The sequence below is a fragment of the Microbacterium sp. SW12 genome (assembly GCF_055391095.1).
The window spans coordinates 1,372,302-1,398,329 of record NZ_AP024335.1; the positions used below are offsets into that span (position 1 = coordinate 1,372,302).

General features: G+C 68.7%; 23 protein-coding genes and 2 pseudogenes. 17 read left to right on the forward strand and 8 right to left on the reverse strand.

Features of this window, described 5'->3' with window-relative positions:
* Positions 1-22: 22 nt before the first annotated feature.
* Entirely contained in the window at positions 23-478 is a 456-nt protein-coding gene (locus tag MICSW_RS06895) for a DUF6326 family protein (RefSeq protein ID WP_228178991.1), read from the reverse strand.
* Between the two features lie 89 nt (positions 479-567).
* Positions 568-1,554: an NAD(P)-dependent alcohol dehydrogenase gene (locus MICSW_RS06900; RefSeq protein WP_348681448.1), complete on the reverse strand. Its 987-nt coding sequence runs from the start codon at positions 1,552-1,554 to the stop codon at positions 568-570.
* A 134-nt stretch (positions 1,555-1,688) separates the two neighbouring features.
* Between MICSW_RS06900 and MICSW_RS06905 the strand changes: the two genes are divergently transcribed.
* The 4 genes from MICSW_RS06905 (at position 1,689) to MICSW_RS06920 (ending at position 5,929) form a co-directional block, all read left to right on the forward strand.
* Positions 1,689-2,384 (forward strand): DUF2306 domain-containing protein, encoded by a 696-nt coding sequence (locus MICSW_RS06905; protein WP_464498049.1) that lies wholly within the window; start codon positions 1,689-1,691, stop codon positions 2,382-2,384.
* A 4-nt stretch (positions 2,385-2,388) separates the two neighbouring features.
* Entirely contained in the window at positions 2,389-3,504 is a 1,116-nt protein-coding gene (locus tag MICSW_RS06910) for a sensor histidine kinase (protein WP_464498053.1), read from the forward strand.
* On the forward strand, positions 3,501-4,169 hold the full coding sequence (locus MICSW_RS06915) for a response regulator (RefSeq protein ID WP_464498056.1): 669 nt from the start codon (positions 3,501-3,503) through the stop codon (positions 4,167-4,169). The genes MICSW_RS06910 and MICSW_RS06915 overlap by 4 nt, the downstream gene beginning before the upstream one ends.
* 170 nt (positions 4,170-4,339) lie before the next feature.
* On the forward strand, positions 4,340-5,929 hold the full coding sequence (locus MICSW_RS06920; protein ID WP_228178996.1) for an MFS transporter: 1,590 nt from the start codon (positions 4,340-4,342) through the stop codon (positions 5,927-5,929).
* A gap of 153 nt (positions 5,930-6,082) precedes the next feature.
* Here the strand turns inward: MICSW_RS06920 and MICSW_RS06925 are convergent, their stop codons facing one another.
* The 5 genes from MICSW_RS06925 to MICSW_RS06945 all read right to left on the reverse strand — a co-directional run bounded on the left by MICSW_RS06925 (position 6,083) and on the right by MICSW_RS06945 (position 12,327).
* Positions 6,083-6,517 (reverse strand): TA system VapC family ribonuclease toxin, encoded by a 435-nt coding sequence (locus MICSW_RS06925; RefSeq protein WP_464498060.1) that lies wholly within the window; start codon positions 6,515-6,517, stop codon positions 6,083-6,085.
* Entirely contained in the window at positions 6,514-6,738 is a 225-nt protein-coding gene (locus tag MICSW_RS06930) for an antitoxin (RefSeq protein WP_228178998.1), read from the reverse strand. Before MICSW_RS06930 ends, MICSW_RS06925 begins: the two co-directional genes overlap by 4 nt.
* 145 nt (positions 6,739-6,883) lie before the next feature.
* On the reverse strand, positions 6,884-9,244 hold the full coding sequence (locus MICSW_RS06935; protein ID WP_464498064.1) for an ATP-binding cassette domain-containing protein: 2,361 nt from the start codon (positions 9,242-9,244) through the stop codon (positions 6,884-6,886).
* Between the two features lie 357 nt (positions 9,245-9,601).
* Positions 9,602-10,309 carry an SDR family oxidoreductase gene (locus tag MICSW_RS06940; protein ID WP_464498066.1) on the reverse strand — a complete coding sequence of 236 codons (708 nt, stop codon included), beginning with the start codon at positions 10,307-10,309 and terminating at the stop codon, positions 9,602-9,604.
* Complete coding sequence (locus MICSW_RS06945; protein ID WP_464498069.1) at positions 10,306-12,327, reverse strand: FAD/NAD(P)-binding protein; 2,022 nt, start codon at positions 12,325-12,327, stop codon at positions 10,306-10,308. The genes MICSW_RS06940 and MICSW_RS06945 overlap by 4 nt, the downstream gene beginning before the upstream one ends.
* 247 nt (positions 12,328-12,574) lie before the next feature.
* On the opposite strand from MICSW_RS06945, the gene MICSW_RS06950 reads away from it, so the two are divergent.
* The 12 genes and pseudogenes from MICSW_RS06950 (at position 12,575) to coaE (ending at position 23,225) form a co-directional block, all read left to right on the forward strand.
* Positions 12,575-13,732 carry an ABC transporter substrate-binding protein gene (locus tag MICSW_RS06950; protein WP_292729313.1) on the forward strand — a complete coding sequence of 386 codons (1,158 nt, stop codon included), beginning with the start codon at positions 12,575-12,577 and terminating at the stop codon, positions 13,730-13,732.
* Between the two features lie 119 nt (positions 13,733-13,851).
* Positions 13,852-14,655: pseudogene (locus tag MICSW_RS06955) on the forward strand (branched-chain amino acid ABC transporter permease); the annotation flags it as partial.
* A gap of 389 nt (positions 14,656-15,044) precedes the next feature.
* Entirely contained in the window at positions 15,045-15,845 is an 801-nt protein-coding gene (locus tag MICSW_RS06960; RefSeq protein WP_464498075.1) for a branched-chain amino acid ABC transporter permease, read from the forward strand.
* Positions 15,842-16,804, forward strand: coding sequence for an ABC transporter ATP-binding protein (locus MICSW_RS06965; protein ID WP_464498077.1), 963 nt, complete (start codon positions 15,842-15,844; stop codon positions 16,802-16,804). The genes MICSW_RS06960 and MICSW_RS06965 overlap by 4 nt, the downstream gene beginning before the upstream one ends.
* Positions 16,801-17,553: an ABC transporter ATP-binding protein gene (locus tag MICSW_RS06970; RefSeq protein WP_464498079.1), complete on the forward strand. Its 753-nt coding sequence runs from the start codon at positions 16,801-16,803 to the stop codon at positions 17,551-17,553. Before MICSW_RS06965 ends, MICSW_RS06970 begins: the two co-directional genes overlap by 4 nt.
* Positions 17,554-17,571: 18 nt before the next feature.
* Positions 17,572-18,204 (forward strand): CMD domain protein, encoded by a 633-nt coding sequence (locus tag MICSW_RS06975; protein WP_464498081.1) that lies wholly within the window; start codon positions 17,572-17,574, stop codon positions 18,202-18,204.
* Positions 18,201-18,809 (forward strand): alkylhydroperoxidase domain protein, encoded by a 609-nt coding sequence (locus MICSW_RS06980; protein WP_341579150.1) that lies wholly within the window; start codon positions 18,201-18,203, stop codon positions 18,807-18,809. The genes MICSW_RS06975 and MICSW_RS06980 overlap by 4 nt, the downstream gene beginning before the upstream one ends.
* A gap of 82 nt (positions 18,810-18,891) precedes the next feature.
* On the forward strand, positions 18,892-19,512 hold the full coding sequence (locus MICSW_RS06985; protein WP_292729330.1) for a hypothetical protein: 621 nt from the start codon (positions 18,892-18,894) through the stop codon (positions 19,510-19,512).
* Positions 19,513-20,393: 881 nt separating this feature from the next.
* Positions 20,394-20,696, forward strand: a pseudogene (locus MICSW_RS06990) (histidine kinase dimerization/phospho-acceptor domain-containing protein); the annotation flags it as partial.
* A gap of 233 nt (positions 20,697-20,929) precedes the next feature.
* On the forward strand, positions 20,930-21,337 hold the full coding sequence (locus MICSW_RS06995) for a sensor histidine kinase (protein WP_464498269.1): 408 nt from the start codon (positions 20,930-20,932) through the stop codon (positions 21,335-21,337).
* Entirely contained in the window at positions 21,334-22,602 is a 1,269-nt protein-coding gene (locus MICSW_RS07000) for a nucleotidyl cyclase domain-containing protein (RefSeq protein ID WP_228179011.1), read from the forward strand. Before MICSW_RS06995 ends, MICSW_RS07000 begins: the two co-directional genes overlap by 4 nt.
* A gap of 2 nt (positions 22,603-22,604) precedes the next feature.
* Entirely contained in the window at positions 22,605-23,225 is a 621-nt protein-coding gene (gene coaE, locus MICSW_RS07005; protein WP_228179012.1) for a dephospho-CoA kinase, read from the forward strand.
* Here coaE and MICSW_RS07010 read toward each other — a convergent pair.
* Entirely contained in the window at positions 23,165-23,794 is a 630-nt protein-coding gene (locus MICSW_RS07010; protein WP_228179013.1) for a DUF4126 domain-containing protein, read from the reverse strand. The two genes, coaE and MICSW_RS07010, sit on opposite strands and share 61 nt — an antisense overlap.
* Before the next feature lie 108 nt (positions 23,795-23,902).
* Between MICSW_RS07010 and uvrB the strand changes: the two genes are divergently transcribed.
* Positions 23,903-25,984 carry an excinuclease ABC subunit UvrB gene (gene uvrB / locus MICSW_RS07015; RefSeq protein ID WP_292729977.1) on the forward strand — a complete coding sequence of 694 codons (2,082 nt, stop codon included), beginning with the start codon at positions 23,903-23,905 and terminating at the stop codon, positions 25,982-25,984.
* Positions 25,985-26,028: the final 44 nt, after the last annotated feature.

Below are 26,028 nucleotides of genomic sequence, written 5' to 3' on the forward strand. Positions count from 1 at the left end.
AAGAGGGTGGGGAAGGGGGATGTCACGAGCGGGCGTTCTGTCGGCTGGCGGTGCGCGGCCACATCCAGACCGAGCGCAGGATGTACGCCAGAAGCGCCAGCTCGATGCCGATCGAGACGACATAGAAGGGCGCCCACTCCCAGGTCTCGCCGACGGCGTTGAACACCGTGACGGGCACGTACAGAACGCCCACGACAAGGTTCGTGATGCGGTTCGCGCGGGCGGGAAGGACCGCGGAGAGCACGACCATCACCGACGGGATCGCCGTGAGCGTGAGAAATCCCGTCATCAGCGCCGGCGTGATCGGGAACTCGAAGACCAGACCCGCCTGGATGTTGTCGATGACGTTCGGCTTGTGGAGGTGGTAGTAGTCGACATAGATGACCAGGAACATGAAGCTCGTCCAGGCGGCGGCGAGCTTGGCTTGCACGGGGACAAGCGCGGTGGCGAGCGGTTTCGTGGTGGGTGAGGTGGTCATGGGTCCTTCTCGGTGTCAGGGGTGTTCCATCCGCCAGGGCGGCGGCAGGTCGGGGTGCGCGATGCGCGGTGTGAATGCCGTCAGCGAACTCAGATCGTGACGACGACCTTTCCTCGCGTATGCCCGGTCGCGACGTGGCGAAGGGCATCGGCGGCGGCATCCAGCGGATAGACGCGGTCGATGACCGGCGTGAGCTGACCGCTGCTGGCGAGCGCGGCCAGAGCGAGCAGGTCTTCTCGGGTGCCGACGGAGGTGAACGGTCGCAGGCGCTGGCGGGTGAACAGGGAAAGCACATGGGCGCGGATGACTCGTCCGATCGGTCCGAGCAGGCGGCCGCCCTTCCCGCTGTTGGGGATCAGGGTGCCGGCGGGGGTGAGGGCTCGACGGACGACGCTGAGCGGACGGGACTCGACATTGTCGAGGATGACGTCGTACTGCGATTCCCGCGCGGTGAAATCGGATGCCGCGTAGTCGATGACGTGGTCGGTGCCGAGCGAGGCGACAAGCTCCCCGTTGCCGGCGCTGCACACGCCAGTGACCTCGGCACCCAGGGACGCGGCGATCTGCACGGCGAACGACCCCACACCGCCGGATGCCCCGACGATGAGCACCTTCTGTCCCGGTGCCACGCGCGCGACATCCCGCATCGCCTGTAGCGCCGTCATGCCGGAGGTCGGCACCGCGGCGGCCTCCGCGAGCGACAGGTTCTCGGGCACGGGCGCGAGGTTCCTCGCGGGAACGCAGGCGTATTCGGCAAGTGACCCGGTCGTGCACCACCCGAACACGAGGTCGCCGGGCTCGAAGCCCTCGACATCCTCACCGACCGCCGCGACCACGCCCGCAAGGTCCATGCCGCGGATGGCATGGCGCGGCCGGCGCAGACCGAAAGCGAGGCGCACGATGTACGGTTCGCCGGTCATGACGAAGTAATCGCCGGGGTGCACCGACGCCGCCCGCACCCGCACGAGCACATCGCCGCGGCCCGGAGCCGGCGGTTCGACATCGGCGATTTCGAGGACGGAAGGGGGACCGTACTGGCGCTGCATGGCGGCGCGCATGGTCGTCGTGGTGTGCATGACATCGAGAATGCGCCGCGTGCACGGCATCCGTCATCGGCCGGAAGGCCGCGATCTGATCGGCCGAAAGTACGGTCCTCAGTCCGTACCCCAGGCCGATGTGCGCGGTGATGCACCCACGCGAGCATCGAGTCATGCCTTCTCACGTGAAAGACGCACCGCCGCTGCCGGCGGCACCGGATGCCCGGCCGCGAACGAGGTCCGGATGGCCCGCCATCAGCGGACTGCTGCTGCTGAGCGCGCTTCCGATCATCGGTGGCGCCCTCAGCTTGCGTGAGGCCAGTGCTCCCGCAGCCGATGCCCTCGCGTGGGCATCCACCGTGGCGATGGTCGCCCACATCGTCTCGATGAGCGTGTTCTGCGTGGCCGGTGCGTTTCAGTTCTCGCCCGCGCTGCGGGCACGGCGCCGGTGGCATCGAGCAGCCGGCCGAGTGCTGCTGCCGCTCGGATTCGTGGCGGCGGTGTCGGGAGCCTGGCTCGCGGTCTTCTTCGGCGGCCCCGACGAGGAGTTCCCGCTCGCGATGGTGCGACTGTTCTTCTGCGCGGTCATGCTCGTGTTCCTCACGATGTCGGCGATCGCCATCGTGCGCCGCGACTTCACCGCACACGGCTCCTGGTCGACCCGTGCCTTCGCGATCGCCGTCTCGGGCGGCACACAGGCGCTCGTCTCGATCCTGTGGACGATTCCGTTCGGCGAACCCGACGCATCCGGTGAGACCTGGGTGGTGGGCGCGGGGTTCGTGCTCAACTGCCTCGTGGCCGAGATCATCATCAGGCGCCGGGTCGCCGCCACGTCGCGGGCGGCGGAGCGTGGTGCACTTGTATCCTGACCCGGTGAGTGGGCTCTTGCGCTCAGCCTGGGAGGCGCCGAGCGCCGTGCCGCCGCCGCCACGTCGGGTATGGCGGGACTGGGTGCTGTTCGCCCTCGTCGCCGTGCTCGTGGTCGTGGAAGGCGTGTTCACCCCCGACCTCGTGAACCCACTTCTGTCGACGGCGGTGGTCCTCGCGGTCACGCCGACGCTGCTGTGGCGTCGCACTCAGCCGCTGTGGATGCTCTGCATCGTCCTACTGCCGATCGACATCGTGCTTCCGGTGGCGAGCCTCACGACCAGCCTGTTCCTGATGGTGATCGTCTACGCCCTGTTCCGCTGGGCGTCGGGGCGCGACCTCGTGATCGGCTCGGTGCTCGTGATCGCGAGCCTCAGTCTCACCTTCGTGCGAGGCGGGGGACTTCTCGAGCTGGTCGGCGGATTCGCCCTCCTGCTCATGTCGGTCCTGCTCGGCATGGCGTTTCGCTACCGCGCCGGCGCCCGTCTGCGCCTGCTGGAACGCATCCGCATGCACGAACGGGAGCAGCTCGCACGCGACCTGCACGACACCGTCGCGCACCACGTCACGGCGATCGCGATCCGCGCGCAGGCGGGCACCGCGGTCGCACCGCACGACCCGTCCGCGGCGCAGGACGCGCTCCGCGTGATCGAGATCGAGGCGGCCAAGACCCTGCGCGAGCTGCGGTCGATGGTGCGCGTGCTGCGAGACGGTGAGACGGCCGAGCTCGCCCCGAGTCCGGGCCTCGGCGACATCGCACAGCTCGCGGGAACCACACCCGGTGGCGTCGTGGTCGAGGTCGCTGTCAGCGAGGCCGAGGTGAGCATCCCTCCGCCCGTTGCCGCCGCGGTGTTCCGCATCGCGCAGGAGTCAGTGACCAACGCCCTCCGTCACTCCCGTCACCTGACCCGGGTCGAGGTGGTCGCCGTGGCCGACGAGACCGGCGTGCGACTGAGCGTCGTCAACGACGGCGACCTGGCGGCGCCGCCCGCGCCCGGCTTCGGCCTCATCGGCATGAGCGAGCGCGCGGCCCTGCTGGGCGGCACCTGCGAAGCCGGCCCGCGACCGGACGGCGGGTGGGCTGTGACCGCGACCCTCCCTCGTGTTGGATGGGCTCCGTGACCATCCGCGTGCTCATCGCCGACGATCAGGAGCTCGTTCGCACGGGGCTCACCATGATCCTCGACGCACAGCCCGATATCGAGGTCGTCGGGCAGGCATCCGACGGCAACGACGCTGTCGCGCTGGCGCGCCGGCTGCGTCCGGACGTGTGCCTCTTCGACATCCGGATGCCGGGCCTCGACGGCATCCAGGCGACCCGCATGCTCGCCGGTCCCGACATCCAAGACCCGATGGCGGTGGTCATCATCACGACCTTCGACCTCGACGAATACGTGTTCGACGCGCTGCGGGCAGGAGCCAAGGGATTCCTCCTCAAGGATGCCGGGTCCGAACTGCTCGCCCAGGCGATCCGCGCTGCCGCGAACGGTGACGCCCTGATCGCGCCCAACGTCACAGTGCGGCTGCTGCACGTCTTCAGCGCTGCGGCCCCGTCGCCGGTTCCGCAGCCGATCGAACCGCTCACCGAGCGTGAGGAGCAGGTGCTCGCCGACGTCGCGCGCGGGCTCAGCAACAGTGAGATCGCGACGAACCTCTACATCACCCTCAGCACCGTCAAGACGCACATCGCGAGCCTCATGACCAAGCTCGGCGCCCGCAACCGCGTCGAGATCGCGATCTGGGCACACCAGACGGGGCGGATGCGCGACCAGAGTCCCCGTCCGTAAGGTCCCGACGACGTTCCTCCGCGCGAGGAGGCCTGCGGTACGTGTGGCCAACTCCTCACATCCGTCGGCGGCGCGGGGGTCCTGCGCGCCGAATGCCGCGCCGGGCCGCGGTATTGAGGAGTTGGCGACGGATGCCGATGCCGCCGACCGAGCATCGCTAGTGTTGTCGCGTGACCGACGCCGCAGCATCCGTGCCCGCCACCCCCGCCGCGCCGCCGCGGCCGAAACTCGTGCTGACGGCGCTGATCCTCGGCGCGCTGGTGTGCAACATCAACCTCGCCGCCGCGAACATCGCCCTCCCCGACATCGGGGATGCGTTCGGCGCCGGGCAGACCGCGCTCAACCTCGTCGCCGTCGGCTGCTCGCTGGGCCTCGCGATGTCGGTGCTCTACCTCGGCGCAGTCGCCGACCGGTACGGACGCAAGCAGCTGCTCGTCCTCGGCCTCGGCCTCACGGTGGTCATCAGCTTCGTCGCCGCGTTCTCGGCATCCGTCGAGATGCTCATCGTCGCGCGCATCCTCACCGGCATCGCCGCCGGCATGGCCTACCCCGTGACCCTCTCGCTCATCACCGCCCTGTGGGGACCGGGCAAGCAGCGCACCCTCGCGATCGCGCTGTGGTCGGCGGTCAGCGCCACCGCGACCGTCGTCGGATCGGTGCTCGCCGGCGTACTGCTGCTGTGGTTCTGGTGGGGCTCGGCGTTCCTGCTGGCCGTCCCCTTCGCCCTCGCCGGATTCATCCTCGTGTGGATGTTCGTGCCCAGCCACGTCGCCGAGAACAACGAGAAGGTCGACCACCTCGGCGGTGTGATCTCGGTGTTCATGATCGGATCGATAGTGCTCGGGCTCTCGACCGTGTTCGTGCCCGACACCGCCACGTTCGGGCTCATCCTGCTGATCGCCGCCGTGGTGCTGCTGGGGCTGTTCGGGTGGCGGCAGGCGACGGCATCCTCGCCCCTCTACGACCTGCGCGTCGCGCGGCGACGGATGTTCTGGGCGCCCGCGACCGGCGGCATGATCGTCTTCGGATCGCTCATGGGGGCGATGTTCGTCGGGCAGCAGTTCCAGCAGAACATCCTCGGGTACTCCACCCTGGATGCCTCCCTCTCGATCGTGCCCGCCGGTGTCGGCCTGCTGCTGGTCGCGCCGCAGTCCGCGAAGCTCGTCCTCACCCGCGGATCGCGCTTCACGATGATGATCGGCTACCTGTTCGTGCTGTTCGGGTTCATCACGATGCTCTTCTGGAACGAGACCACCCCGTTCTGGTACGTCTCGATCGCCTACCTCGTGATCGGGATCGGCGCGGGGTTCGCGATGACCCCGGCATCCCGGGCGATCACCGAATCGACCCCGGTGCGCCGCGTCGGGATGGCCTCTGCCACCGCCGACCTGCAGCGAGACCTCGGCGGATCGATCATGCAGGGCGTGCTCGGCGCCATCCTCGCCGCCGGCTTCGCCCACCACTTCGGCAAGCTCATCTCCGAGTCCTCGCAGGCCTCGAGCATCAGCGACCAGGTCGTCGCGGCGCTGCAGGCCTCGTACGCTTCGGCGCTGCACGTGGCCGACCAGTACCCGCAGTACAAAGACCAGATCCTGACCGCCGCCCGCCAGTCGCTGGAGACCGGGTCGATCGCGGCCTACGCCTTCGGCGCGATCGCCATCGCCATCGGCGCCGCGGTCGTCTGGTTCTTCCTCCCGAAGAAGCAGAAGGAACTCGAGCTCGTCGCCTCCTACGAGAAGGCCGACGCCGACAAGGCCTGAGCCGGATGCGGCGGCGGGCGAGGCCACGGTACATTCATTTGCCGCAAACTGTGGGGCCAGCGGGCCAGTTGCGGCGTGTTGCGGCAAGTGAGCGGAGCGGGGCGCGGTGGGAGCGGGGTGCGGTGGGAGCGGGGACCGGGCGGGCGGGGGCGGTCAGGCCGGGATGATCGTCACGTGTCGGCGGTCCTCCGGGGCGAGGGAAGCGACCAACCGGGAGTCAAACGTTGCCAGCTGCGCACCTTTTCGGGCGACGAGGTTCACGAGGTGATAGTCGGTGACCTGTCGGTGACCGACGAGTGCCGCCACATCGATATGGGGGGCTGCCAGGCTGGAGTCATCCGCAAGGAATCGGTGGAGCGGCAGGGCTCGCAGCCCTCGCAGGACCTCGAGCGCAGTTGCGGCGGTGAACGTCGCGCCCACGACGACCGGATTGAGCACGAGTCTCACCAGCCCTGCTTCGGTGTAGGGCGTCGTGGCCCACTGTGTGGTGTCGGAGAACCACGCGTGGGCAGCGTGGTAATGGACGTGATCCGGGGAGATGAGCGCGAGCAGGACGTTCACGTCGGGTACGGCAAGCGGAATGGTCATGCGACGTCGTCGCGGTGTTCGGCGACCAGCTCATCGGTGATGACGTGACTCCCGCCCGCCCGGGGAAGAGTCGGAAACCCCTGGGGAATACGGGGGGCTTCTGCGCCGAGGCCGCGTCGCGCCAGCTCCGAGACAGCTGCACCGAGCGACTGATCGGTCTGTGCAGCAAGCGCGCGTGCCGCACGGAGCACGGTGTCGTCGATGTCGAGAGTCGTGCGCATGGCGCCATTCTACGAGCAGCGCATCAACGCATCAACGCATCAACGCATCGATTCTGCGAACTTCGCGGGGAGGCGACCGGGATGCGGCGGGGGGCGTTTCGTCTCGCTTCGCTCGCTCAACGACCGGGGAGCGACCGGGCGGATCTCAGGCGCCGACGTAGTCGGCGAGGTGCTGGCCGGTCAGCGTCGAGCGGGCGGCGACCAGGTCGGCGGGCGTGCCCTCGAACACGACCCGGCCACCGTCGTGTCCGGCACCCGGGCCGAGGTCGATGATCCAGTCCGCATGGGCCATGACCGCCTGGTGGTGCTCGATGACGATGACCGACACCCCCGAGTCGACGAGCCGGTCGAGCAGGCCCAAGAGGTTCTCGACGTCGGCGAGGTGCAGACCCGTCGTCGGCTCATCGAGCACGTAGACGCTGCCCTTCTCGCCCATGTGCACCGCGAGCTTCAGCCTCTGCCGCTCCCCGCCCGAGAGGGTGGGCAGCGGCTGGCCGATCCGGATGTAGCCGAGCCCGACATCCACCATCCGGTTCAAGATCGAGGCCGCCGCCGGCACCTTCGCCTCGCCCGAGCCGAAGAACTCCGCAGCGTCGGATGCCGACATATCGAGCACCTCGACGATGTTCTTGCCGCCCAACAGATGGACGAGAACCGCCTCATCGAAGCCCTTGCCCTCACACACGTCGCACGGGGTCTCCACCTGCTCCATGGGTCCGAGCTGGGTCACGATGACGCCCGACCCCTTGCACACGGGGCACGCGCCGTCGGAGTTCGCACTGAACAGCGCGGGCTTGACGCCGTTCGCCTTCGCGAACGCCTTGCGGATCGGCTCGAGCATCCCCGTGTAGGTACCGGGGCTCGAGCGGCGCGAGCCCTTGATCGCGCCCTGATCGATCGCGACGACACCCTCGCGGCCGGCAACCGATCCGTGGATCAGCGAGCTCTTGCCCGATCCCGCGACCCCGGTGACGGCGACCAAGACGCCGAGCGGGATGTCGACATCCACGTCCTGCAGGTTGTGGGAGCTCGCGCCGCGCACTTCGATCGCCCCCGACGGCTGGCGGACGGATGCCTTCAGCTGCGCCCGATCGTCCAGGTGCCGCCCCGTGAGAGTTCCCGAGGCGCGGAGGCCGTCGACCGTGCCCTCGAACATGATCTGCCCGCCGCTCGATCCCGCGCCGGGCCCGAGGTCGACGACGTGATCGGCGATCGCGATCGTTTCGGGCTTGTGCTCGACGACGAGCACCGTGTTGCCCTTGTCGCGCAACTGCTCGAGGAGGCGGTTCATGCGCTGGATGTCGTGCGGGTGCAGTCCGACCGTGGGCTCGTCGAAGACGTACGTGACATCCGTGAGGGCAGACCCGAGGTGCCGGATCATCTTGGTGCGCTGCGCCTCGCCGCCCGAGAGCGTCCCCGATGCGCGATCGAGCGAGAGGTAGCCGAGGCCGATGTCGACGAACGAGTCGAAGAGGACGCCGAGGCTCCGCAGCAGGGGAGCGGCACTCGGTTCATCGAGGCCCTTCACCCAGGCGGCAAGGTCCGAGATCTGCATGGCGCAGGCATCCGCGATGCTCTTGCCGGCGATCTTCGACGACCGCGCCCCCTCGTTGAGGCGAGTACCGCCGCACTCGGGGCAGGGCTGAAACGCGACGGCCCGTTCGACGAACGCGCGGATGTGGGGCTGCATCGAGTCGACGTCCTTCGACAGGAACGACTTCTGGATCTTCGGCACCAGACCCTCGTAGGTCATGTTGATGTTCTCGAGCTTGATCTTGCGCGGCTCGCCGTAGAGGAAGTCGTGCCGTTGCTGCTCGGTGAAGTCCTTGATCGGCACATCCATCGGTACGACTCCGCCGAAGATCTTCACGTACCAGCCATCGGCCGTGTATCCGGGAACCGTGAGCGCCCCGGCGGCGAGCGTCTTCGTCTCGTCGAACAGTTGCGCGAGATCGATGTCGCTGACCTGCCCCATGCCGTCACAGTGCGGGCACATTCCGCCGGTGACGGTGAAGCTGCGCCGTTCGACCTTCTTGCCGTCGGCGGTCTGGCTGGTCACGGCGCCCTTGCCGCTGACCGAGGCGACGTTGAACGAGAACGCCTGCGGGCCGCCGACGTGCGGCTGGCCGACGCGGCTGAAGAGGATCCGCAGGAGGGCGTTGGCATCCGTCGCCGTTCCCACGGTCGACCGGGCGTTGGCGCCCATCCGCTCTTGGTCGACGATGATCGCGGTCGTCAGGCCCTCGAGCACGTCGACATCCGGACGCGGGGGCGTATTCATGAACGCCTGGATGAACGTCGAGTACGTCTCGTTGATCATCCGCGACGATTCGGCGGCGATCGTGCCGAACACGAGCGAGCTTTTGCCTGACCCGCTCACTCCGGTGAACACCGTGAGACGCCGCTTGGGTAGTTCGACGTCGACGTTCTTGAGGTTGTTCTCGCGCGCGCCGTGCACGCGGATGAGGTCATGGGCGTCGGCGGCGTGCGTCGTCGGTGTAGGCATGAGCACACGCTAGCGGGATGCCGCGACATCCGTCTTCTCGATTCGTGACGGCATCCGTGCGAGTCATCGGCTGTGGCCAACTCAGCAAGAACGGCGGGCGAGCCGGATGCCAGGCGTGGCGTCGCGCGGGCTCGGCCCGGAAGTGAGGAGTTAGCGACACCGGCGCGCCGGGCCGAACCGGTCGGGCGAGAGAGCCGGGCCGGCATCCGACCTTGGGATTCGTGTCGGCTCGGCTCCGTCGTCGGCCGTCGCCAACTCAGTGAGAACGGCGGCAGGAACCGGATGCTGCGCACAGCCGCACAGCAATCCGCCCCGCGGGTGAGGACTTAGCCACCTCCTCGCGCCGAGCCGGCGATGTCAGAGGCGCGCGATCTCGACCCTAGGGCGCACGGCGATGTCGGTGAGGTGGACGTCGGGGGAGGCGTCCACGAGGAACCGGACCGTCGCCGCGACCGACGACGGCTTGATGTAACGCTCGGGCTCGTACGGGGTGCCCATTTCGGCCGACTGCGTGCGCAGCATCCCCGTGTCGGTCTGGCCCGGCGCAAGCGTCACGACCCGCACCCGGTGGCGCTGCTCGTCGATCCGCAGCACGTCTGCGAAGCCGCGGAGCGCGTGCTTGGATGCCGTATAGATGGCGTGCCCCGGAACCGGGCGCGTGCCTGCTCCCGACCCGATGAACACGACGGTGCCCTGGCTCTCGCGCAGCAGCGGCAGCACCTGACGCGTGAGCTCGGCCGGCGCGAACACGTTGATGCCGAACTGGCGTTCCCAGTCCGCGGGCGTTGCGGTCTCGGTCGTGTGCACGGCCGCGATCGCCGCGCCATGCACGAGAACATCCAGGCGCGTGAGCTCGGCGGTGCGGGCGGCCAGGGCGTCGGCATCCGTGATGTCGAGAACCCAGGGGGTGGCGCCGGTCTGCCGCGAGAGTTCGCTCAGCGCATCGGCGCTGCGCCCGACGGCAATGACCTCGTGTGTGCGCGAGAGCTCGCGAACGATCTCACCGCCCATGCCGCCGGTCGCGCCGGTGACGAGGGCGTGGGGGCGAACACCGGATGCGGTCATGCAGAACTCCTTGCGAGCGGAACTGGAGGCGAGACGGATGCCGCGCGCAGCGCGATCCGCACGGCGCTGCGCGCGACACGGTCGGTCTCGCGCAGCATGGTCGGATTCGTGCCCGGCATGGGGCTGATGATCGTGTCGTGCACGACCTCGTCAACCGGGATGCCTGCCACGTGCACGGCCGGATCAAGCGTGCCATCCGACCTTATGAGCAGGCCGGTGTCGGGGTCGATGTCGATGCCGCCGGTTGCTCCGAGCCCGCCGTTGCGGTCGGCGACCTGGAACACGCGCAGGCGCCCGGCATCCGTCAGCGACCGCACCAGCGGATCGGCGCTCGAGCCCGCGTCATGCATGTGCATCCACGCGTCAATCAGGGTCCGGGCGGTGAGGTCGGCATCCGGAACCCGCGCGGAGGTGACGTGGAAGCCGTCGTCGGTGATGCTCAGCTGCGGGCGCGGACCGAGGAAGCGCACGATGCCCGCCGCGTGCAGCGCGAGAAGCTGGCGGTTGCGGAATGCGGGCGGACCGGACCCGAACATCCCGCCGATCGAGAGCAGTCGGCCGAACGCTCCGCGTCGGGTCGCCGCGTCGAACCCCCCGAACGCTCCGGCCAGGCTCACGGGCTGCCGAGCAGACCCGATCGACCACAGGGCGGCCTTCAGGGGCGAGTCGGCACCGCGCTCGGCTTCGCGGAGGTCATCGGCGAGGAACGCCGCTACCCACGTGTCGAACTCCTCAGGATCGGCGAAGGATCGGCGGGACGGGTCGAGTGCGGCGGTCAGATCGAACAGATCCGAGGAGTTGGCGACGAACGGTGCGACAGCCGCGGCCAGGGACTCGGCGTCACCGGCATCCGCCGCGATCGCCGCCCGCAGCTGGTCCCACGAGCCGGTCAGCGCCCCGGGACGGGTCCGGTGCAGCGTCTCGTAGTACGCCTCGAACGCGTCCTTGCGGATCGCCGGCCACAGGAGCCCCTCGACGTCGATCGGCCGCGACAGGCCGGCATCGAGCACGGCGCGCAGGTGCCGTTGCGGTGCGCGCGGCGGCAGGCTCCCGTACAGCGTCTTGGCGCGGTACGGCACACCCCGGGGTGAGGTCGCCCACAGGATCGGCTCGGCGCCCGACGCCTCGTACCGAAGACCACCCGCCGCGCCGGCATCCATGACGAACCGTCCGCCGCGACCGAGAGTGAGCAGTGTGACGGTGTCGAAGAATCCCATCCCGAGGCCCCGGATGATGACGTCTTCGCCCGCGGGCACGCGTGAGAGATCCTGGTCGACAGGGTTCCCCGGTGCCACCCACACGAGCGCGGGTCGAGCCGAGACGGATGCCGACAGCTGCCGCTCCTCGGCTGTGGGAAGGTTCGCAAGCCACCCTGTCGCCAACACCACGGCATCGACGGTGATCTCGGTCGCGCCGCCCTCGGCATCCGTGATTTGCAGCTCCTGACGTCCGCCGCGTTCGACGATCGCCCCCACGCGCCCGGTGCGCGTGTGCACCCGGACACCGTCCGGCGCCACACGGATGACGCGCGCGAGCGCCCAGGCGATGTACTCGCCGTACAGCGACCGGCTGGGATGCGACTCTGGGCGCAGCGCCCCGAGTTCGCCCGCGTAGTCCGACGCGAAACCGGCGCGCACCGGCGCCTCGGCGAATCCCGCCCGACGCGGCGCAGGAATGGCCGCCACGATCTCGGCCGTCCGCGCATCCGGCGCCTCGGCGTGGGCAGCGAGGATCGCCCACTCGTACAGCGTCGGACCGGGTCGCACGGTGCCGACCATCTGCACCGAGTCGTCGGTGAAGAGCGTCACCGCATCGGCGAGGGTGTTCATGCACAGCTCGCGCGTCTGGTCTGTGCGCCACACTCGGCCCGCGCCCACCTCGACATCGTCGATCAGGTACACGTCGATGCGGGTCGCGTCGGGGTCCGCGCGCTCGGCGAGCGCCGAGACGACGCGCTCGAGCAGCGAGACGCCGCGCGGCCCCCCGCCGACGAGCGCGATCGCGGAGGTGGCAGACATACCTTCGTGTCTAGGCAACTCCGGGCCGAAACGCGAATTCGGCTGTCACAAACGGTCGTCTGGACGCCGCATGAAGCGCGATCTGTGACAGTCGAATCGGATGAATGTGACGAAATGCTTCGCTTCATGACGGCCCGACTGCGTGATCTCGGCGGCCGGAGCGCAAGATAGCCAGGCCGCTTCACGACGAAAGCGGCAGTGTCCGTATTCCACGGCGCCACAGCATCCCTTCTCACCAGGAGTCAGCATGAATCTGCGCACGCGCACCCTTGCGGCAGCCGCCGCACTCACCGCGACAGCACTCGTCGCGGCAGGCTGCGCCTCCAGCAGCGGAGGTACGGATGCCGACAGCACCGAACCGATCGTCTTCGGCGTCTCGGGTCCCCTGACCGGCAACCAGGCCGAGTACGGCGAGAACTGGCAGGAAGGCTTTGCGATCGCCCTCGACGAGATCAACGGCGCCGGCGGCGTCAACGGCCGCGAGGTGCAGATCGACTTCCAAGACAGCCAGGGCGAGGCGAGCCAGGCCACCACGATCGCGCAGCGCTTCGTCAGCGACGACTCGGTCCTCGCGGTGCTGGGTGACTTCTCGTCGGCCACCTCGATGGTCGCGAGCCCGATTTACCAGCGCGCGGGTCTGCTGCAGCTGGGCATCACCAACTCGCATCCCGAGTTCACCGCGACCGGCGACTACATCTTCAGCCCGTCCGTCACGCAGGCAGTCGAGGCCCGGGTCATCGAGGATGCCGCTCACGAGATCGGTTCGAACATCGCCGTCTTCTACCTCAACACCGACTGGGGCAACACGGCGTTCGAGGTGCTGCAGGATCAGGCTGAGCAGAACGGCGACACGATCGTCTACAGCTCGCCCGTCGAAGAGACCTCGACCGACTTCCGCCCGCAGCTCGTGCAGGCCCGCGACGCGGCCCCCGACGTCGTGATCTTCTACACGTACTACGGCACCACCGCCCTCCTCGTGCAGCAGGCCGAGCAGACGGGCCTGGACGTTCCGTTCCTCGCTGTGGGGTCCAACTACTCCGCCGAGTTCCTCGATCTGGCCCAGGATGCCGCCGAGGGTGTGTACGTCGACACGACGTTCTACCCCGAGTCCGACGACCCGGCGGTCGAGAGCTTCGTGACCGCTTACACCGAGGAGTTCGGGCACGCGCCCAACCTGTTCGCCGCGTACGCCTACGACGGTCTGAAGCAACTGGCGTGGGCGGCCGAGAACGCCGAGACCCTCGACCGTGAGGGCATCCGCAACGCCCTGCGCGACGGCACCGATATCCCGTCCATCATCTATGGCACCGCCACCTACAACGACGAGCGTCGTATCGACCGCCCGCGCTTCCAGTGGCTGGTCGTCGAGGACGGACAGTTCGTGCTTACCGACCAGGTCGGCTGAGCCCACACCGGATGACCGGGGCCCTACTCCCTAACCACTAGGGCCTCGGTCATCCGGTCGTCCGCATTTCGGCATCAGTCCCCCGACTCGCACCGACCCGTCCCGACCTCTGGAGCCCCGTGTTCGACCTGCTCATCGCCGGCCTCATCAACGGAAACGCCTACGCCCTGGTGGCGTTGGGCCTTTCGCTCGTGATCGGCGTCGCGAACGTCGTGAACTTCGCGCACGGGTCGCTGTTCGCCGTGGGAGCCATGGTCGGCTGGGTCGTCACGTCGAACCTCGGGATGCCGCTGTGGCTCGGCGCCCTCGCGGCGATCGCCGTCACCGCGGCCCTCGGGTGGCTCATCAACCTCGTCGCGGTCCGCCCCTTCGCGGGCAAGGCGCCGATCGCGGCGGTGCTCGCCACGATCGCGGTGATGATCATCCTCGACAACCTCACCCAAATCGTCTTCGGGCCCGAGGTGCGCCGCTTCGACTCGGGCCTTCCCGACATCACGTGGCAGATCGGCGGCATCACGCTGCGGCTCATCGACGTCGTCATCCTGGTCACGAGCGTGACGCTCATGCTCGTGCTCGCCGGCGTCCTGCGCTACTCCAAGCTCGGCCGTGCGATCCGCGCGACCTCGCAGGACCGTGAAGCGGCGGCGCAGATGGGAGTGCCGGTCGCGCGGGTCCAGTCGATCGCGTTCATGGTCTCGGCAGCCCTCGGCGGCCTCGCCGGAGTGCTCGTCGCCGCGTACTTCACGACGATCGCCCCGACGCAGGGCTTCCAGATCGGCCTGGCCGGTATCGCCGCAGCCGCGATCGGCGGACTCGGGTCGCTCCTGGGCGCCGTCATCGGCGGCCTCGTGCTCGGTGTCGCCGAAGCCTTCGGCGTGGGCCTGTGGGGCGACTCGGCGCGCCAACTCATCACGTTCGGTGCGTTGCTGCTCGTCCTCTGGATCCGGCCCGAGGGCATCCTCGGCAAGAAGACCGTGCGCCGCGAACCGCTCACCGGGACCTTCTTCGCCCAGGCTCGTCCCGTCGTCATGCGGCGCTGGCAGGTCGCGGTGCTGATCGCACTCGCGCTCATCCCGACGATCCCGGGCGTCTTCGACGGCTACGCCGTGCAGATCGGTGTGCAGATCCTCGCCTTCGCGATGATCGCCCTGTCGATGACGGTGATCGGCGGCGCTGCCGGGCAGCTCTCGCTCGGCCAGGCGGGACCGGTAGCCCTGGGAGCGTATGCGGCGGCGATGCTGACGAAGGATGCCGGGCTCCCGTTCCTCGTCGCCGCCCCCTGGCGGGACTCGTCTCCGCCGTGCTCATCGCCGTGCTCAACGCCCCCTCCTGGCGGTTGTCGGGGCACTATCCCGCCATCGCGACCCTCGCCACGGGCGCTGCCATTTCGGCCGTGCTGCTGGTCGCGACCCCGATCACCGGGGGCGGCAGCGGCATCGCGCAGATCCCCCTGCCCGACATCTTCGGCATCCAGATCTCCTCGACAACCCAGTTCTATGCGCTCGGCCTCGGCATCCTGCTCGTGCTCATCCTGCTCGTCCACCGCCTCGGCCGATCGCACCTGGGCCTGACGTGGCGCGCGATCCGCGACGACGAGGTCGCCGCACGATCCGCGGGAATCGCGACCCCGCAGTACAAGTCCCTCGCGTTCGGGATCGGCGGGTTCATCGCCGGTGTCGCCGGCGCGTTCTGGGCGGCGCAATTCGGGTTCGTCGAGCCCAAGATCTTCAACCCGAACCTGTCGTTCCAGATCGTCATCATCGCCGTGCTGGGCTCCATGCTGCGCCCGTTCGGAGCGGTGCTCGGCTCGATCGTTCTGGTCGGCGGCCTCGAACTGTTCCGGGTCGCGAGCGAGACACGGCTGCTCATCTACGGCGTCGTGTTGTTGCTGCTGATCTGGTTCCGCCCCCAGGGCATGTGGACGCTTCCGCTGCCGTTCGCGCGGCTCTTTCGTCGCGCGGATGCCGGCACCCCGGTGGTCGCCGAGCAGTCGGCATCCGCGGGGCTCGTGGGAACCCTCACGCCCGCCGGTCGCGCACGAACCGGCGCGGCCGAGCGAACCGGCCCTGCCGAGCGAACCGGTACCGACGGGGGAGAGGAGACCCGCTCATGAGCGCGGCCACGACACCGCTCGTGCGGGTCACCGACCTCGCGAAGTCGTTCGGCGCCCTCGCCGCCGTCGACGGGATCTCGTTCCACGTCGCGCCCGGGGAGGTCGTCAGCATCATCGGACCCAACGGTTCCGGCAAGACGACCACGATCAACCTGCTCGCGGGTGAGCTGCGCCCCGATCGCGGCGACGTTGTGCTCGGCCAGACCGACATCGCGGGACGCACCCCCGACGTCATCGCCCGCGCCGGCCTGCGCCGTACCTTCCAGAACGGCCGCGTCTTCGGCAACGCCACCGTCGAAGAGAACGTGCTCGTCGGTCAGACTCCGCTCGTGCGGGCATCCGCACCGCTGCCGCGGCTGCGCCGCATCCCCGTGCTGCGGTGGATCGCGCTGATCGTCGAGACGGTGCTCGCGATCGTCGGCACCCCTGCGCAGCGGCGCGAGGCTGCCGACCTCGATGCCCGCGTCACGGCGCAGCTCGAACGGTTCGCGACGCGGCTCACCGCCCGCCGCAACGACCCCGCCGCGACCCTGTCGTACGCGAACCGTCGGCGCACCGAGATCGCGCGTGCCCTCGCATCCGACCCTCGCCTGCTGCTGCTGGACGAACCGACCGCCGGGATGAACGTCTCCGAGACCAAGGAAGTCATGCACCAGCTGCTCGAGCTCAAGGCGCAGGGGCAGACGATGGTCGTCGTCGAGCACAAGCTCGAGCTCGTGATGACGATCTCGGACCGCGTGATCGTGATGGACGGCGGCCGCATCATCGCGGAGGGAACGCCGCACCAGGTGCAGAACGACCCCGCCGTGATCGCCGCGTACCTCGGGTCGCGCCGCGGCACGGTGGTCGCCCGCACGCACCACATCGAGGATGCGATCGAGGACTCCGCCCCGACCACCGTCGAACCCGCGCAGACCGGGGATGAACCTGCCCCGCGCACGGAAGGAGACGCGCGATGAGCGCCGAGAACGCGCCGTCGACGGCGCCCCTCCTGGACGTACAGAGCGTCAACGTCTACTACGGCGAGTTCCACGCACTGCAGGACGTCAGCTACCGCATCCACGAGGGCGAGATCGTGTCGCTGCTCGGCGGCAACGCCTCGGGCAAGTCCACGACGATGAAGACGATCCTGCGCCTCGTGAAGCCCCGCAGCGGCGAGATCCGGTTCGACGGACGCAGCATCCTGGGCGACACGACAGCCGATGTCGTGCGTGCCGGGATCGCGAGCGTGCCTGAGGCACGCCGCGTCTTTCCCGAGATGACGATCGAAGAGAACCTTCTCGTCGGAGCCCACACCCGCCGCGGCGGAGCGCGCGCCCTGCGCGAAGACCTCGACAACCAGTACGACCTGTTCCCGCGCCTCGCAGAGCGGCGCACGCAGGAGGCCGGCACGATGTCGGGCGGCGAGCAGCAGATGCTCGCGTTCGCGCGCGCCCTCATGTCGCGCCCGCGCCTGATCTGCATGGACGAACCCACCATGGGGCTCGCGCCGATCATCGTCGACCAGGTGCTCGACACGATCCAGCGCATCAACACCGAGCGCGGCGTCGCCGTCTTCATGGTCGAGCAGGCCGCAGAGCTCGCCCTCTCGATCGCCCATCGCGGCTACGTGCTCGCCGGGGGCACCGTGCGCCTCGAGGGTGCCGCATCCGAACTGATCGCCAACCCGCAGGTACGTGAGGCCTACCTCGGCCAAACTACCGCCTGACCGCACGAAAGGACACGCATGTCGACCACCGACGTCATCGACACCCTCGCGGGCATCGCGCCGGGTTCCCCCCTCGACGAGCTGCGGGCCCGCCGTCCCGAATCGCGCACGCATGCGCAGGGGAGCTACGACGCGCTCTTCGCGCCCGCGGATGTGTCGCACGCGAGCGTCGCGGAGCGCGCCGCGATCGCGACGTTCGTCGCGTCATTGCACCGGCAGGAGTCCGCTGTGGCCCACTACCGCGCGCTGCTCGAGGGGGAGGGCGACGAGCGCATCGCCGCCACCGTCCTCAAGCTCGCCGCATCCGCCCAGGATCTTGCCCCCGTCGGCCCCTACGGGAACTTCACCGCCGACAACGCCCCCGAGAGCGTCCCGGGCCCGCGCTTCGAGATCAGCGACGTCGCCGCCAGCTACGTGCTCGGCGACCGACTCGCCGCCGCCCTCGAACACGCACATCTACTGACGCTGCACCCGCGCGATGCCGCCCCCGACGACCTGCGTCGCCTCGAGGATGCCGGGTGGAGCGCCACCGGCATCGTCACCCTGTCTCAGTTGGTCGCCTTCCTCGCGTTCCAGCTGCGGGTCGTCGCGGGGCTCACTGCCCTGCAGGCGACGCGTGCCGCATCCGTCACGGAAGGAGCCGGCCGATGAGCGCCATCATCCCCGCCCCCGCCGATCTCGTCGCACCCACTCGTTTCACGCAGGACACCCTCGACTGGGTGCCGTGGGTCGAGCCGCTGCCGATCGACGACGTCACCGACCACCACTACGAAGCGCTCGTCCAGCGCTCGCGCGTCAAGAACCCGTACTTCCGGCTGCTCGTGCGCGACCCCGACATCCTGCGCGAGCGCACCAAGACCGACCTCGACATCTTCTTGAACACGGATGCCGGGCTGCCACGTGCCGAACGGGAGCTCGCCGCGACCGCGGCATCCCGCGTCAACGGCTGCGTCTACTGCGCATCAGTGCACTCGGCGTTTACGACGCAGTACTCCGGCAGGCGCGAAGACGTGCAGCGTCTGCTCGACGAGGGTGTCTCGACGCGGATCGACCCGCGCTGGGACGCGATCGTCGACGCCACGGTCGCGCTCACTGCCACGCCCGCCACGTTCGGGGCCGACGAGATCGCGGGCCTCGAGGCAGCCGGACTCGACGACCTGGAAGTGCTCGACACGATCCTGTCGGGCGCCTTCTTCAACTGGGCGAACCGCCTCATGCTCTCGATCGGCGAACCGGGGGTTCCGCCCACGGAGTGAGGACGCCCCCCACCTCACAGCGGTCGCAAAGCTGCCCTCGATAACGTCAAGAGTCCCCGAACCCGACACCACGGAGGACACCATGGGATTCCTTGACCGACTCTTCGGCACCGAGCCCCAGCACCGGCAGCCATACGCCCAGCAGCCCGCCTCGTCGCGCGCCGCCGGCTATCCGTCCACCACGCCGCCCAAGAGCGAAGACGAGCTCGCGATCGAGCGCTACCGGTACCTGCTGCGCACCGCACCTCCCGAGACGATCGAGCAGGTCCACGCCGAGGCTTTCGCGAAGCTCACCGAGCCGCAGCGCCAGCAGGTTCTGGCCGACATGACCGCGACGCTCCCGGCATCCGAGCGGCCGCGGTCAGCCGACCCGAACGACATGGCCCGAGCCGCCACCCGCGCGGAATACATGAACCCGGGCGCTATGGAGCGCACTCTCGGTGGCCAGCGCCAGGGCCCAACTTTCGGCTCCATGGTGGGCTCGTCTCTGCTGGGCACCGTCGCGGGGTACGTCATCGGCTCCGCGCTCGTGTCGGCGTTCATGGCTCCCATGTTCGCCGCCGACGCGGGGGCCGCGGATGCCGCACCCGCCGATACCGCTGCCGACACCGGGGCCGATACCGGGTGGAGCGATGCCGCCGGAGGCGGGGACGCGGGCTTCGCCGACGGTGGATTCGGGGACTTCGGCGACTTCGGTTTCTGATCGAGCGGCGCGCGGAGGACTTCGTGCCCGCGCCCGCGCGATAACGTTCATTCATGGGGAAGGTGGACACCAGCTCTGTGCGCCGAGGCGAGAGCCGCTCTGGACGACGCAACACGCTGTGGGGTGCACTCGCGGCGGAGCTGACCCTGAAGCACGACGGGACGCAGGCCCGCGTGGCAGTGCTGCAGCAACTGATGCTCACCGTCGTCGCGTTGGCGGTCACGGCCTTCGCGGTGATCGCCCGCATCCCCGGAGACCTCACGATGTTCTTCACCGGCGTCGGGATGGTGTTCGTCCTCGCGGTCGTGACGATGCTCGTTCCCTGGAACAGGCTCTCCCCGTGGGCAGTCGGCGTCATCCCGGTACTGGACATCGTCGCGATCATGCTGATGCGGGTCGCCTTCCCCGAGTCGGGACTCGCGCTGCTGTGGCTGTTCCCCGTCATGTGGCTCTCGGCGTCCCTGGGCTTGGCCGGCTACGTCGCAGCGAACCTCTTCGTCTGGGTCGCGTACTGGTGGGTGATCGTCTCGGGTAACGAGTCGGCGTTCAGCTTCGCGCTGCTGCTCATGCCGATCGTGGTTCTGGCAGTCTCCACCGGCGCGTACCTCAGCGTGCGCCGATTCGCCGCCCAACGCTCGCTCCTGGACAAGCAGGCGCTCGTGCTGGGCCAGAGCCTGGAGCGCACGCAGCACCAAGAGCAACTGCTGACCCAGGTGCTGGACTCGGTCGATTTCGGTGTGATCCGGATCTCGCTCGACGGCAGCATCAGCATCACCAACGAAGCGCACGCGCGCATGCAGCACGCTCTCGTCAGCGCCGACGGCCACAACCGCCTGCCCCCCTATGACTCCGACGGACAGACGCCGCTCGATCCGGAACGGATGCCCGTGGCCCGCGCGGAGCGGGGCGAGGTCTTCGACAACCAGATCGTGTGGTTCGGGGCGCCCGACACCACGCGTCGGGCACTGAGCGTGACGGCGCGGCGCCTACGCGATGCCCGGGGAGCAGATGCCGGAGTCGTCGTGATCTCCCGCGACGTCACCGCCGAACGCACCGCCCTGCGCGCCCGCGACAACGTCGTGGCCTCGGTCTCGCACGAACTCCGCTCCCCGCTGACCGCCATCATCGGCTACCTCGATCTCGCCCTCGAGACCGACGGCATCCCCGAGAAGGTCCGCGGCGACCTGGATGTGGCGACCCAGAACGCGGAACGGATGATCCAGATCATCTCCGACATCCTCTCGGCGACGTCGTCGTCGAAGTCGACGGTGGATGTGACGGTCTCCCCCAGAACGTCGACCTGCAGCATCTGGTGCTCGCGGCGGCAGCCGCGTGGGAGCCGAGCGCGCTGGAGCGGCGGATCACGATCTTCACCGACGACGTGCAGCCCACCGACGCGTACGTCGACCCGGCGCGGATGCGGCAGGTCGCCGACAACCTCATCAGCAACGCCATCAAGTACGGGCGTGAAGGCGGCTCCGTGCAGCTGGCCGTCTACGGCGATGACGTGGCGTCCTATCTCCTCGTCCGCGATGACGGCATCGGACTGTCGCCGGATGACCAGAATCGTCTGTTCCGGCGCTTCTTCCGGGCCCGAACCGACGTCGGCGGCACAGGCCTGGGCCTCGCGATCTGCCGCGACATCGTTCGTGCGCACGGCGGCGAGATCATCGTGGGCAGCGAGCAGGGCGTCGGGTCGGCGTTCCTGGTCCGTCTCCCCGCGAAGGTCGATGTCATGCTGCCACCGATCGACCCCGAAGAAGCACTCGACATGTCGGGTGCGGTCACGACCGCGGGACGCTCCGACATGGAGGCAACGGGATGACCCTCGACCTCTTCTCGGTGAGCGTCATGACGGCGGCAGTGGTGCTGATCGTCGGAGTCATCTACGTGTCGGAGACGCTCATCCGCCGCGACGAGGTGTCGGGGCGGCACTGGTCGATCGCGTTTCTTGCCGGCATCCTGACCACCGTCGCCTACGCGGTCTGGGCAGCCGGGGGCGGGTGGATCGCGGTCGCCGCGGGTAACGCCGCGTTCGTCGCCGCCACCGGGTTCATCTGGATCGGCTGCCGCAGCTACAACGGGCACCGCATCGGCTGGGCGTACGTGACCGTCGGTGTCGGCATGACGATCGCCTTCGTCGCGGTCGCCGCGGCCGGTCCGGACGGCGGGGACTGGGCCGGCGTCGTCTGGATGTACGCGGCGCTCACCGTGCTCGCGTCACTCGCGGTATGGGAAACAGGTCGTGCCCGCTTGGCCCAGACCCGTACGACGATCGCGCTCGGGGTCGTGCTGGCTGTCGAGGCCGTCTACACGGCGGTGAGGGCCATCGCCTTCCTCATGCTCGGCCCCGACGACCCGGTCTTCCAGGCGTGGTTCTCGACCATCCCGTCCAGCTTCGTGACGATCGCGCTCGTGATCACCGCCGCGATCGTCACCTCCATCCTGCGAGCCGGACGCGCCGGCACCCGCGGGTACACGAACCTCGTCGGAGCCGATGGAGCGGACCGCATCCTCACCGAGCCGCAGTTCCGAGCGACGATCACCGACGTGCTCGAACGCGCCTCCGAGAAGGGCATCGGCGTCGGTGTCATCGCGATGCGCATCGACGACCTTCCCTTCATCGCGAAAGCCTTCGGCAACGAGGTCGGACGCAATGTCGCCGTCGCCGCACGCGACGCGGTACGACGAACCGTCGAACCCCTCGCGGTCATCGGCGACGACGGGGCCACGCTGCTGTGGGTGTGCGACACGGCCTGGGACGCGAATGAAGCGCGCCGTCAGGCATCCCGACTCGCCTCCGCCGTGTTCGAGGCCCTCCGGACCGTTCCGGACTCCGTCGTGCCCGTCGTCGGAATCGGCGTCGCGGTCACTCACGACTTCGGCTACGACGCCTGCACCCTCATCGACGCGGCCGATGCGGCATCCACCCGTTCAGCCAAGTCGGGAGACATTTCGGTGCTGATCGCCGAACCCTCGCAGGCGAACCCGACCGGCGCGATCGCCCTTGTCTCTCCCGGATCCACCACCCCTGTGGTTCCCGGATCCACCACTCCCGACACGCCGACAGTGGCGCCGGCGGGGAGCTGATCGTGCCGCTGATCGCCCTGACCGGAGGGATCGCCGCAGGCAAATCCACGGTCGCGGCCCGTCTTGCCGAGCTCGGCGCCGTGATCGTCGACGCCGATCAGATCGTGCGGGACGTGCAGAGACCCGGGTCGCCGGTGCTCTACAGCATCGCCGACGAGTTCGGTGACGGCATCCTCTCTGATGACGGATCGCTGAACCGTCCGGCGCTGGGTGCCCTCGTGTTCGGCGACCCCGATCGACTTGCCGCACTCAATGCGATAGTCCACCCGGCGGTGCGGGACGAGTCTGCCCGCCGCTTCGGGGAGGCCTTCGCGGCGGACCCCGACGCCGTCGTCGTGTACGACGTGCCGCTGCTGGTGGAGGCGCGGGTCGACGATCCGTGGGAGCTCGTCGTCGTCGCCCATGCTCCCGCCGAGGTGCGCGAACAACGCCTCGTCGACCTGCGCGGCATGAGCCGGCAGGATGCTGCATCCCGGATCGCCTCACAGGTGCCCGACGAGGCGCGGCTCGCGATCGCCGACGTCGTGATCGACACCGCGGGGACCCTCGCGCAGACCCGCGATCAGGTCGACGTGCTCTGGGAGGCGTTGCCGTTGCGGATCGCCGCCCGTCGGTCGCGCTGACGTCGCCAGCGCGGGATCCACACGATCGCCGTCACGATCACGCCGATCAGCAAGAGGAACCCGACGATCGGCAGCACGATCGCGAAGACCGAGAGTGCGAGGCTCGACACGTCCTCGGCGGTGCTCACGATCGGGGCCGCGACGCCCGCCGTCGCCGCGTTCGCGACGGGCCGAACGGATGCCTTCACCACGTGGATGGCGAGCGCTATCGCGACGCCGATGCCGATCGCCACCCAGTTCTGATTCGCGAAGAACGCGCTCGGATCATCCACCCGCACGGTCTCGGCGCTCGCTCCGGCACCGAAAGCGATCCCGCCGGAGGCGGGCCGGATGACCGTCTGCACCGCGTCGTTGATGGAATCGACCACTGGGACCTTGTCGGCGACGATCTCCAGAACGAGCAGGGCGCCGATGATCCAGAGGGCGAGATCGCTGGATAGCCACGCCCATGAGGCCGGGAGCTCGATCGCGTCGAAGAAGCGGTTGGCGAGCCCGAGCACCAGGAGCGGCATCCACGCGTTCAGGCCTGCCGCTGCGGCAAGACCGGATCCCACGAAGAACTCGAGCACCCCTCCAGGGTAGGCATCCTTCCTCCTGCCTGCACCGTCCTCGTCCCGAACTCGGATCCGGGACGTGGGCACGGTCCCGATGTCCGAGGGCGCGCCTACCCTGGAGAGGTGCAGACCACGCGATCCGTCAGGCCCTTCGAAGTCGTCAGCGAGTACGCGCCCTCGGGTGACCAGCCGCAGGCGATCGCCGAGCTCGCAGCGCGCATCAACGCGGGTGAGACGGATGTCGTGCTGCTCGGTGCGACGGGAACGGGCAAGTCCGCGACTACCGCCTGGCTCATCGAGCAGGTGCAGCGGCCGACGCTTGTAATGGCGCACAACAAGACACTCGCCGCGCAGCTGGCCAACGAGTTCCGCGAACTCATGCCGAACAACGCGGTCGAGTACTTCGTGTCGTACTACGACTACTACCAACCCGAGGCCTACGTGCCGCAGACCGACACGTTCATCGAGAAGGACTCGTCGATCAACGCCGAGGTCGAGCGCCTTCGTCACTCGACGACCAACTCGCTGCTCTCACGCCGCGACGTCGTCGTGGTCTCGACGGTGTCGTGCATCTATGGCCTCGGTGCGCCCGAGGAGTACCTGCGGGCGATGGTCGCGCTGCAGGTGGGGGAGCGGTATGACCGCGACGCCCTCATCCGCAAGTTCATCGCGATGCAGTACAACCGCAACGACGTCGACTTCTCCCGCGGCAACTTCCGCGTCCGTGGTGACACGATCGAGATCATCCCGGTGTACGAGGAGTACGCCATCCGCATCGAGCTGTTCGGCGACGAGATCGAGGCGCTCTACCTGCTGCATCCGCTCACGGGCGATGTCATCCAGAAGATGGATTCGGTGCCGATCTTCCCGGCCTCGCACTACGTGGCAGGAACCGAGACCGTGCAGCGTGCGATCGGCACGATCGAAGACGAGCTCGCATCGCGTCTGAAAGAACTCGAGTCCCAGCAGAAGCTGCTCGAGGCCCAGCGCTTGCGGATGCGCACCACCTTCGATCTCGAGATGCTGCAACAACTGGGCTTCTGCTCGGGCATCGAGAACTATTCGCGGCACCTCGACGGTCGCCAGCCGGGGGAGCCGCCCCACACGCTGCTCGACTTCTTCCCCGACGACTTCCTGCTCGTGATCGACGAGTCGCACGTCACCGTGCCGCAGATAGGCGCAATGTACGAGGGGGATGCCTCCCGCAAGCGCACCCTCGTCGACCACGGCTTTCGGCTGCCGTCAGCGCTCGACAACCGCCCGTTGCGCTTCGATGAGTTCAAGAACCGCGTCGGGCAGACCGTCTATCTGTCTGCGACTCCCGGGCGGTACGAGATGGGGATCGCTGACGGGGTCGTCGAGCAGATCATCCGTCCTACCGGCCTCGTCGACCCCGAGATCGTCGTCAAGCCGTCCAAGGGACAGATCGACGACCTCCTCGAAGAGATCCGCGTCCGCGTCGAGCGCGACGAGCGAGTCCTCGTGACGACCCTCACCAAGAAGATGGCCGAGGAACTCACCGACTTCCTCGGCGAGCACGGCGTGCGCGTGCGGTATCTGCACTCGGACGTCGACACCCTCCGCCGCGTCGAACTGCTCAGTGAGCTCCGCGCCGGCGTCTACGACGTGCTGGTCGGCATCAACCTGCTTCGCGAGGGACTGGACCTTCCCGAGGTCTCACTCGTGTCGATCCTGGATGCCGACAAAGAGGGGTTCCTGCGATCGGGCACGTCCCTCATCCAGACGATCGGTCGCGCCGCCCGAAACGTGTCCGGCCAGGTGCACATGTACGCCGACACGGTCACCGACTCGATGCGCGCAGCGATCGATGAGACCGACCGCCGGCGCGAGAGGCAGATCGCGTACAACAAAGAGCACGGCATCGACCCGCAGCCGCTTCGCAAGAAGATCGCCGACATCACCGATGCACTGATCCGCGAGGGCGCCGACACGAAGGCGATGCTGAACCGCAAGGATGCCGCCGCATCCAAGAACGGCAAGGGCAAGAGCCCCACCCCGAACCTGCGTCGCGAGGGGATCGCCGCCGAGGGTGCGACGCAGCTCGAAGCGATGATCAGCGACCTCTCCGACCAGATGCTGGCCGCGGCCGGGGAACTGAAGTTCGAGCTCGCGGCACGCCTGCGTGATGAACTGCAAGACCTGAAGAAGGAACTGCGAGCCATGGAGCGGGCAGGTCACGCCTGACGCCGCCGAGCTGGCCGCGAGCTCACCGGGTTGAAACGGAGCGG

Excerpts from the sequence above, each read along its gene's own strand:
- MICSW_RS06895 (WP_228178991.1), bottom strand. The coding sequence starts at position 478 with ATGACCACCTCACCCACCACGAAACCGCTCGCCACCGCGCTTGTCCCC.
- MICSW_RS06900 (WP_348681448.1), bottom strand. The coding sequence starts at position 1,554 with ATGCACACCACGACGACCATGCGCGCCGCCATGCAGCGCCAGTACGGT.
- MICSW_RS06905 (WP_464498049.1), top strand. The coding sequence starts at position 1,689 with ATGCCTTCTCACGTGAAAGACGCACCGCCGCTGCCGGCGGCACCGGAT.
- MICSW_RS06925 (WP_464498060.1), bottom strand. The coding sequence starts at position 6,517 with ATGACCATTCCGCTTGCCGTACCCGACGTGAACGTCCTGCTCGCGCTC.
- MICSW_RS06930 (WP_228178998.1), bottom strand. The coding sequence starts at position 6,738 with ATGCGCACGACTCTCGACATCGACGACACCGTGCTCCGTGCGGCACGC.
- MICSW_RS06935 (WP_464498064.1), bottom strand. The coding sequence starts at position 9,244 with ATGCCTACACCGACGACGCACGCCGCCGACGCCCATGACCTCATCCGC.
- MICSW_RS06940 (WP_464498066.1), bottom strand. The coding sequence starts at position 10,309 with ATGACCGCATCCGGTGTTCGCCCCCACGCCCTCGTCACCGGCGCGACC.
- MICSW_RS06945 (WP_464498069.1), bottom strand. The coding sequence starts at position 12,327 with ATGTCTGCCACCTCCGCGATCGCGCTCGTCGGCGGGGGGCCGCGCGGC.
- MICSW_RS06950 (WP_292729313.1), top strand. The coding sequence starts at position 12,575 with ATGAATCTGCGCACGCGCACCCTTGCGGCAGCCGCCGCACTCACCGCG.
- MICSW_RS06965 (WP_464498077.1), top strand. The coding sequence starts at position 15,842 with ATGAGCGCGGCCACGACACCGCTCGTGCGGGTCACCGACCTCGCGAAG.
- MICSW_RS06970 (WP_464498079.1), top strand. The coding sequence starts at position 16,801 with ATGAGCGCCGAGAACGCGCCGTCGACGGCGCCCCTCCTGGACGTACAG.
- MICSW_RS06975 (WP_464498081.1), top strand. The coding sequence starts at position 17,572 with ATGTCGACCACCGACGTCATCGACACCCTCGCGGGCATCGCGCCGGGT.
- MICSW_RS06980 (WP_341579150.1), top strand. The coding sequence starts at position 18,201 with ATGAGCGCCATCATCCCCGCCCCCGCCGATCTCGTCGCACCCACTCGT.
- MICSW_RS06985 (WP_292729330.1), top strand. The coding sequence starts at position 18,892 with ATGGGATTCCTTGACCGACTCTTCGGCACCGAGCCCCAGCACCGGCAG.
- MICSW_RS06995 (WP_464498269.1), top strand. The coding sequence starts at position 20,930 with ATGCGGCAGGTCGCCGACAACCTCATCAGCAACGCCATCAAGTACGGG.
- MICSW_RS07000 (WP_228179011.1), top strand. The coding sequence starts at position 21,334 with ATGACCCTCGACCTCTTCTCGGTGAGCGTCATGACGGCGGCAGTGGTG.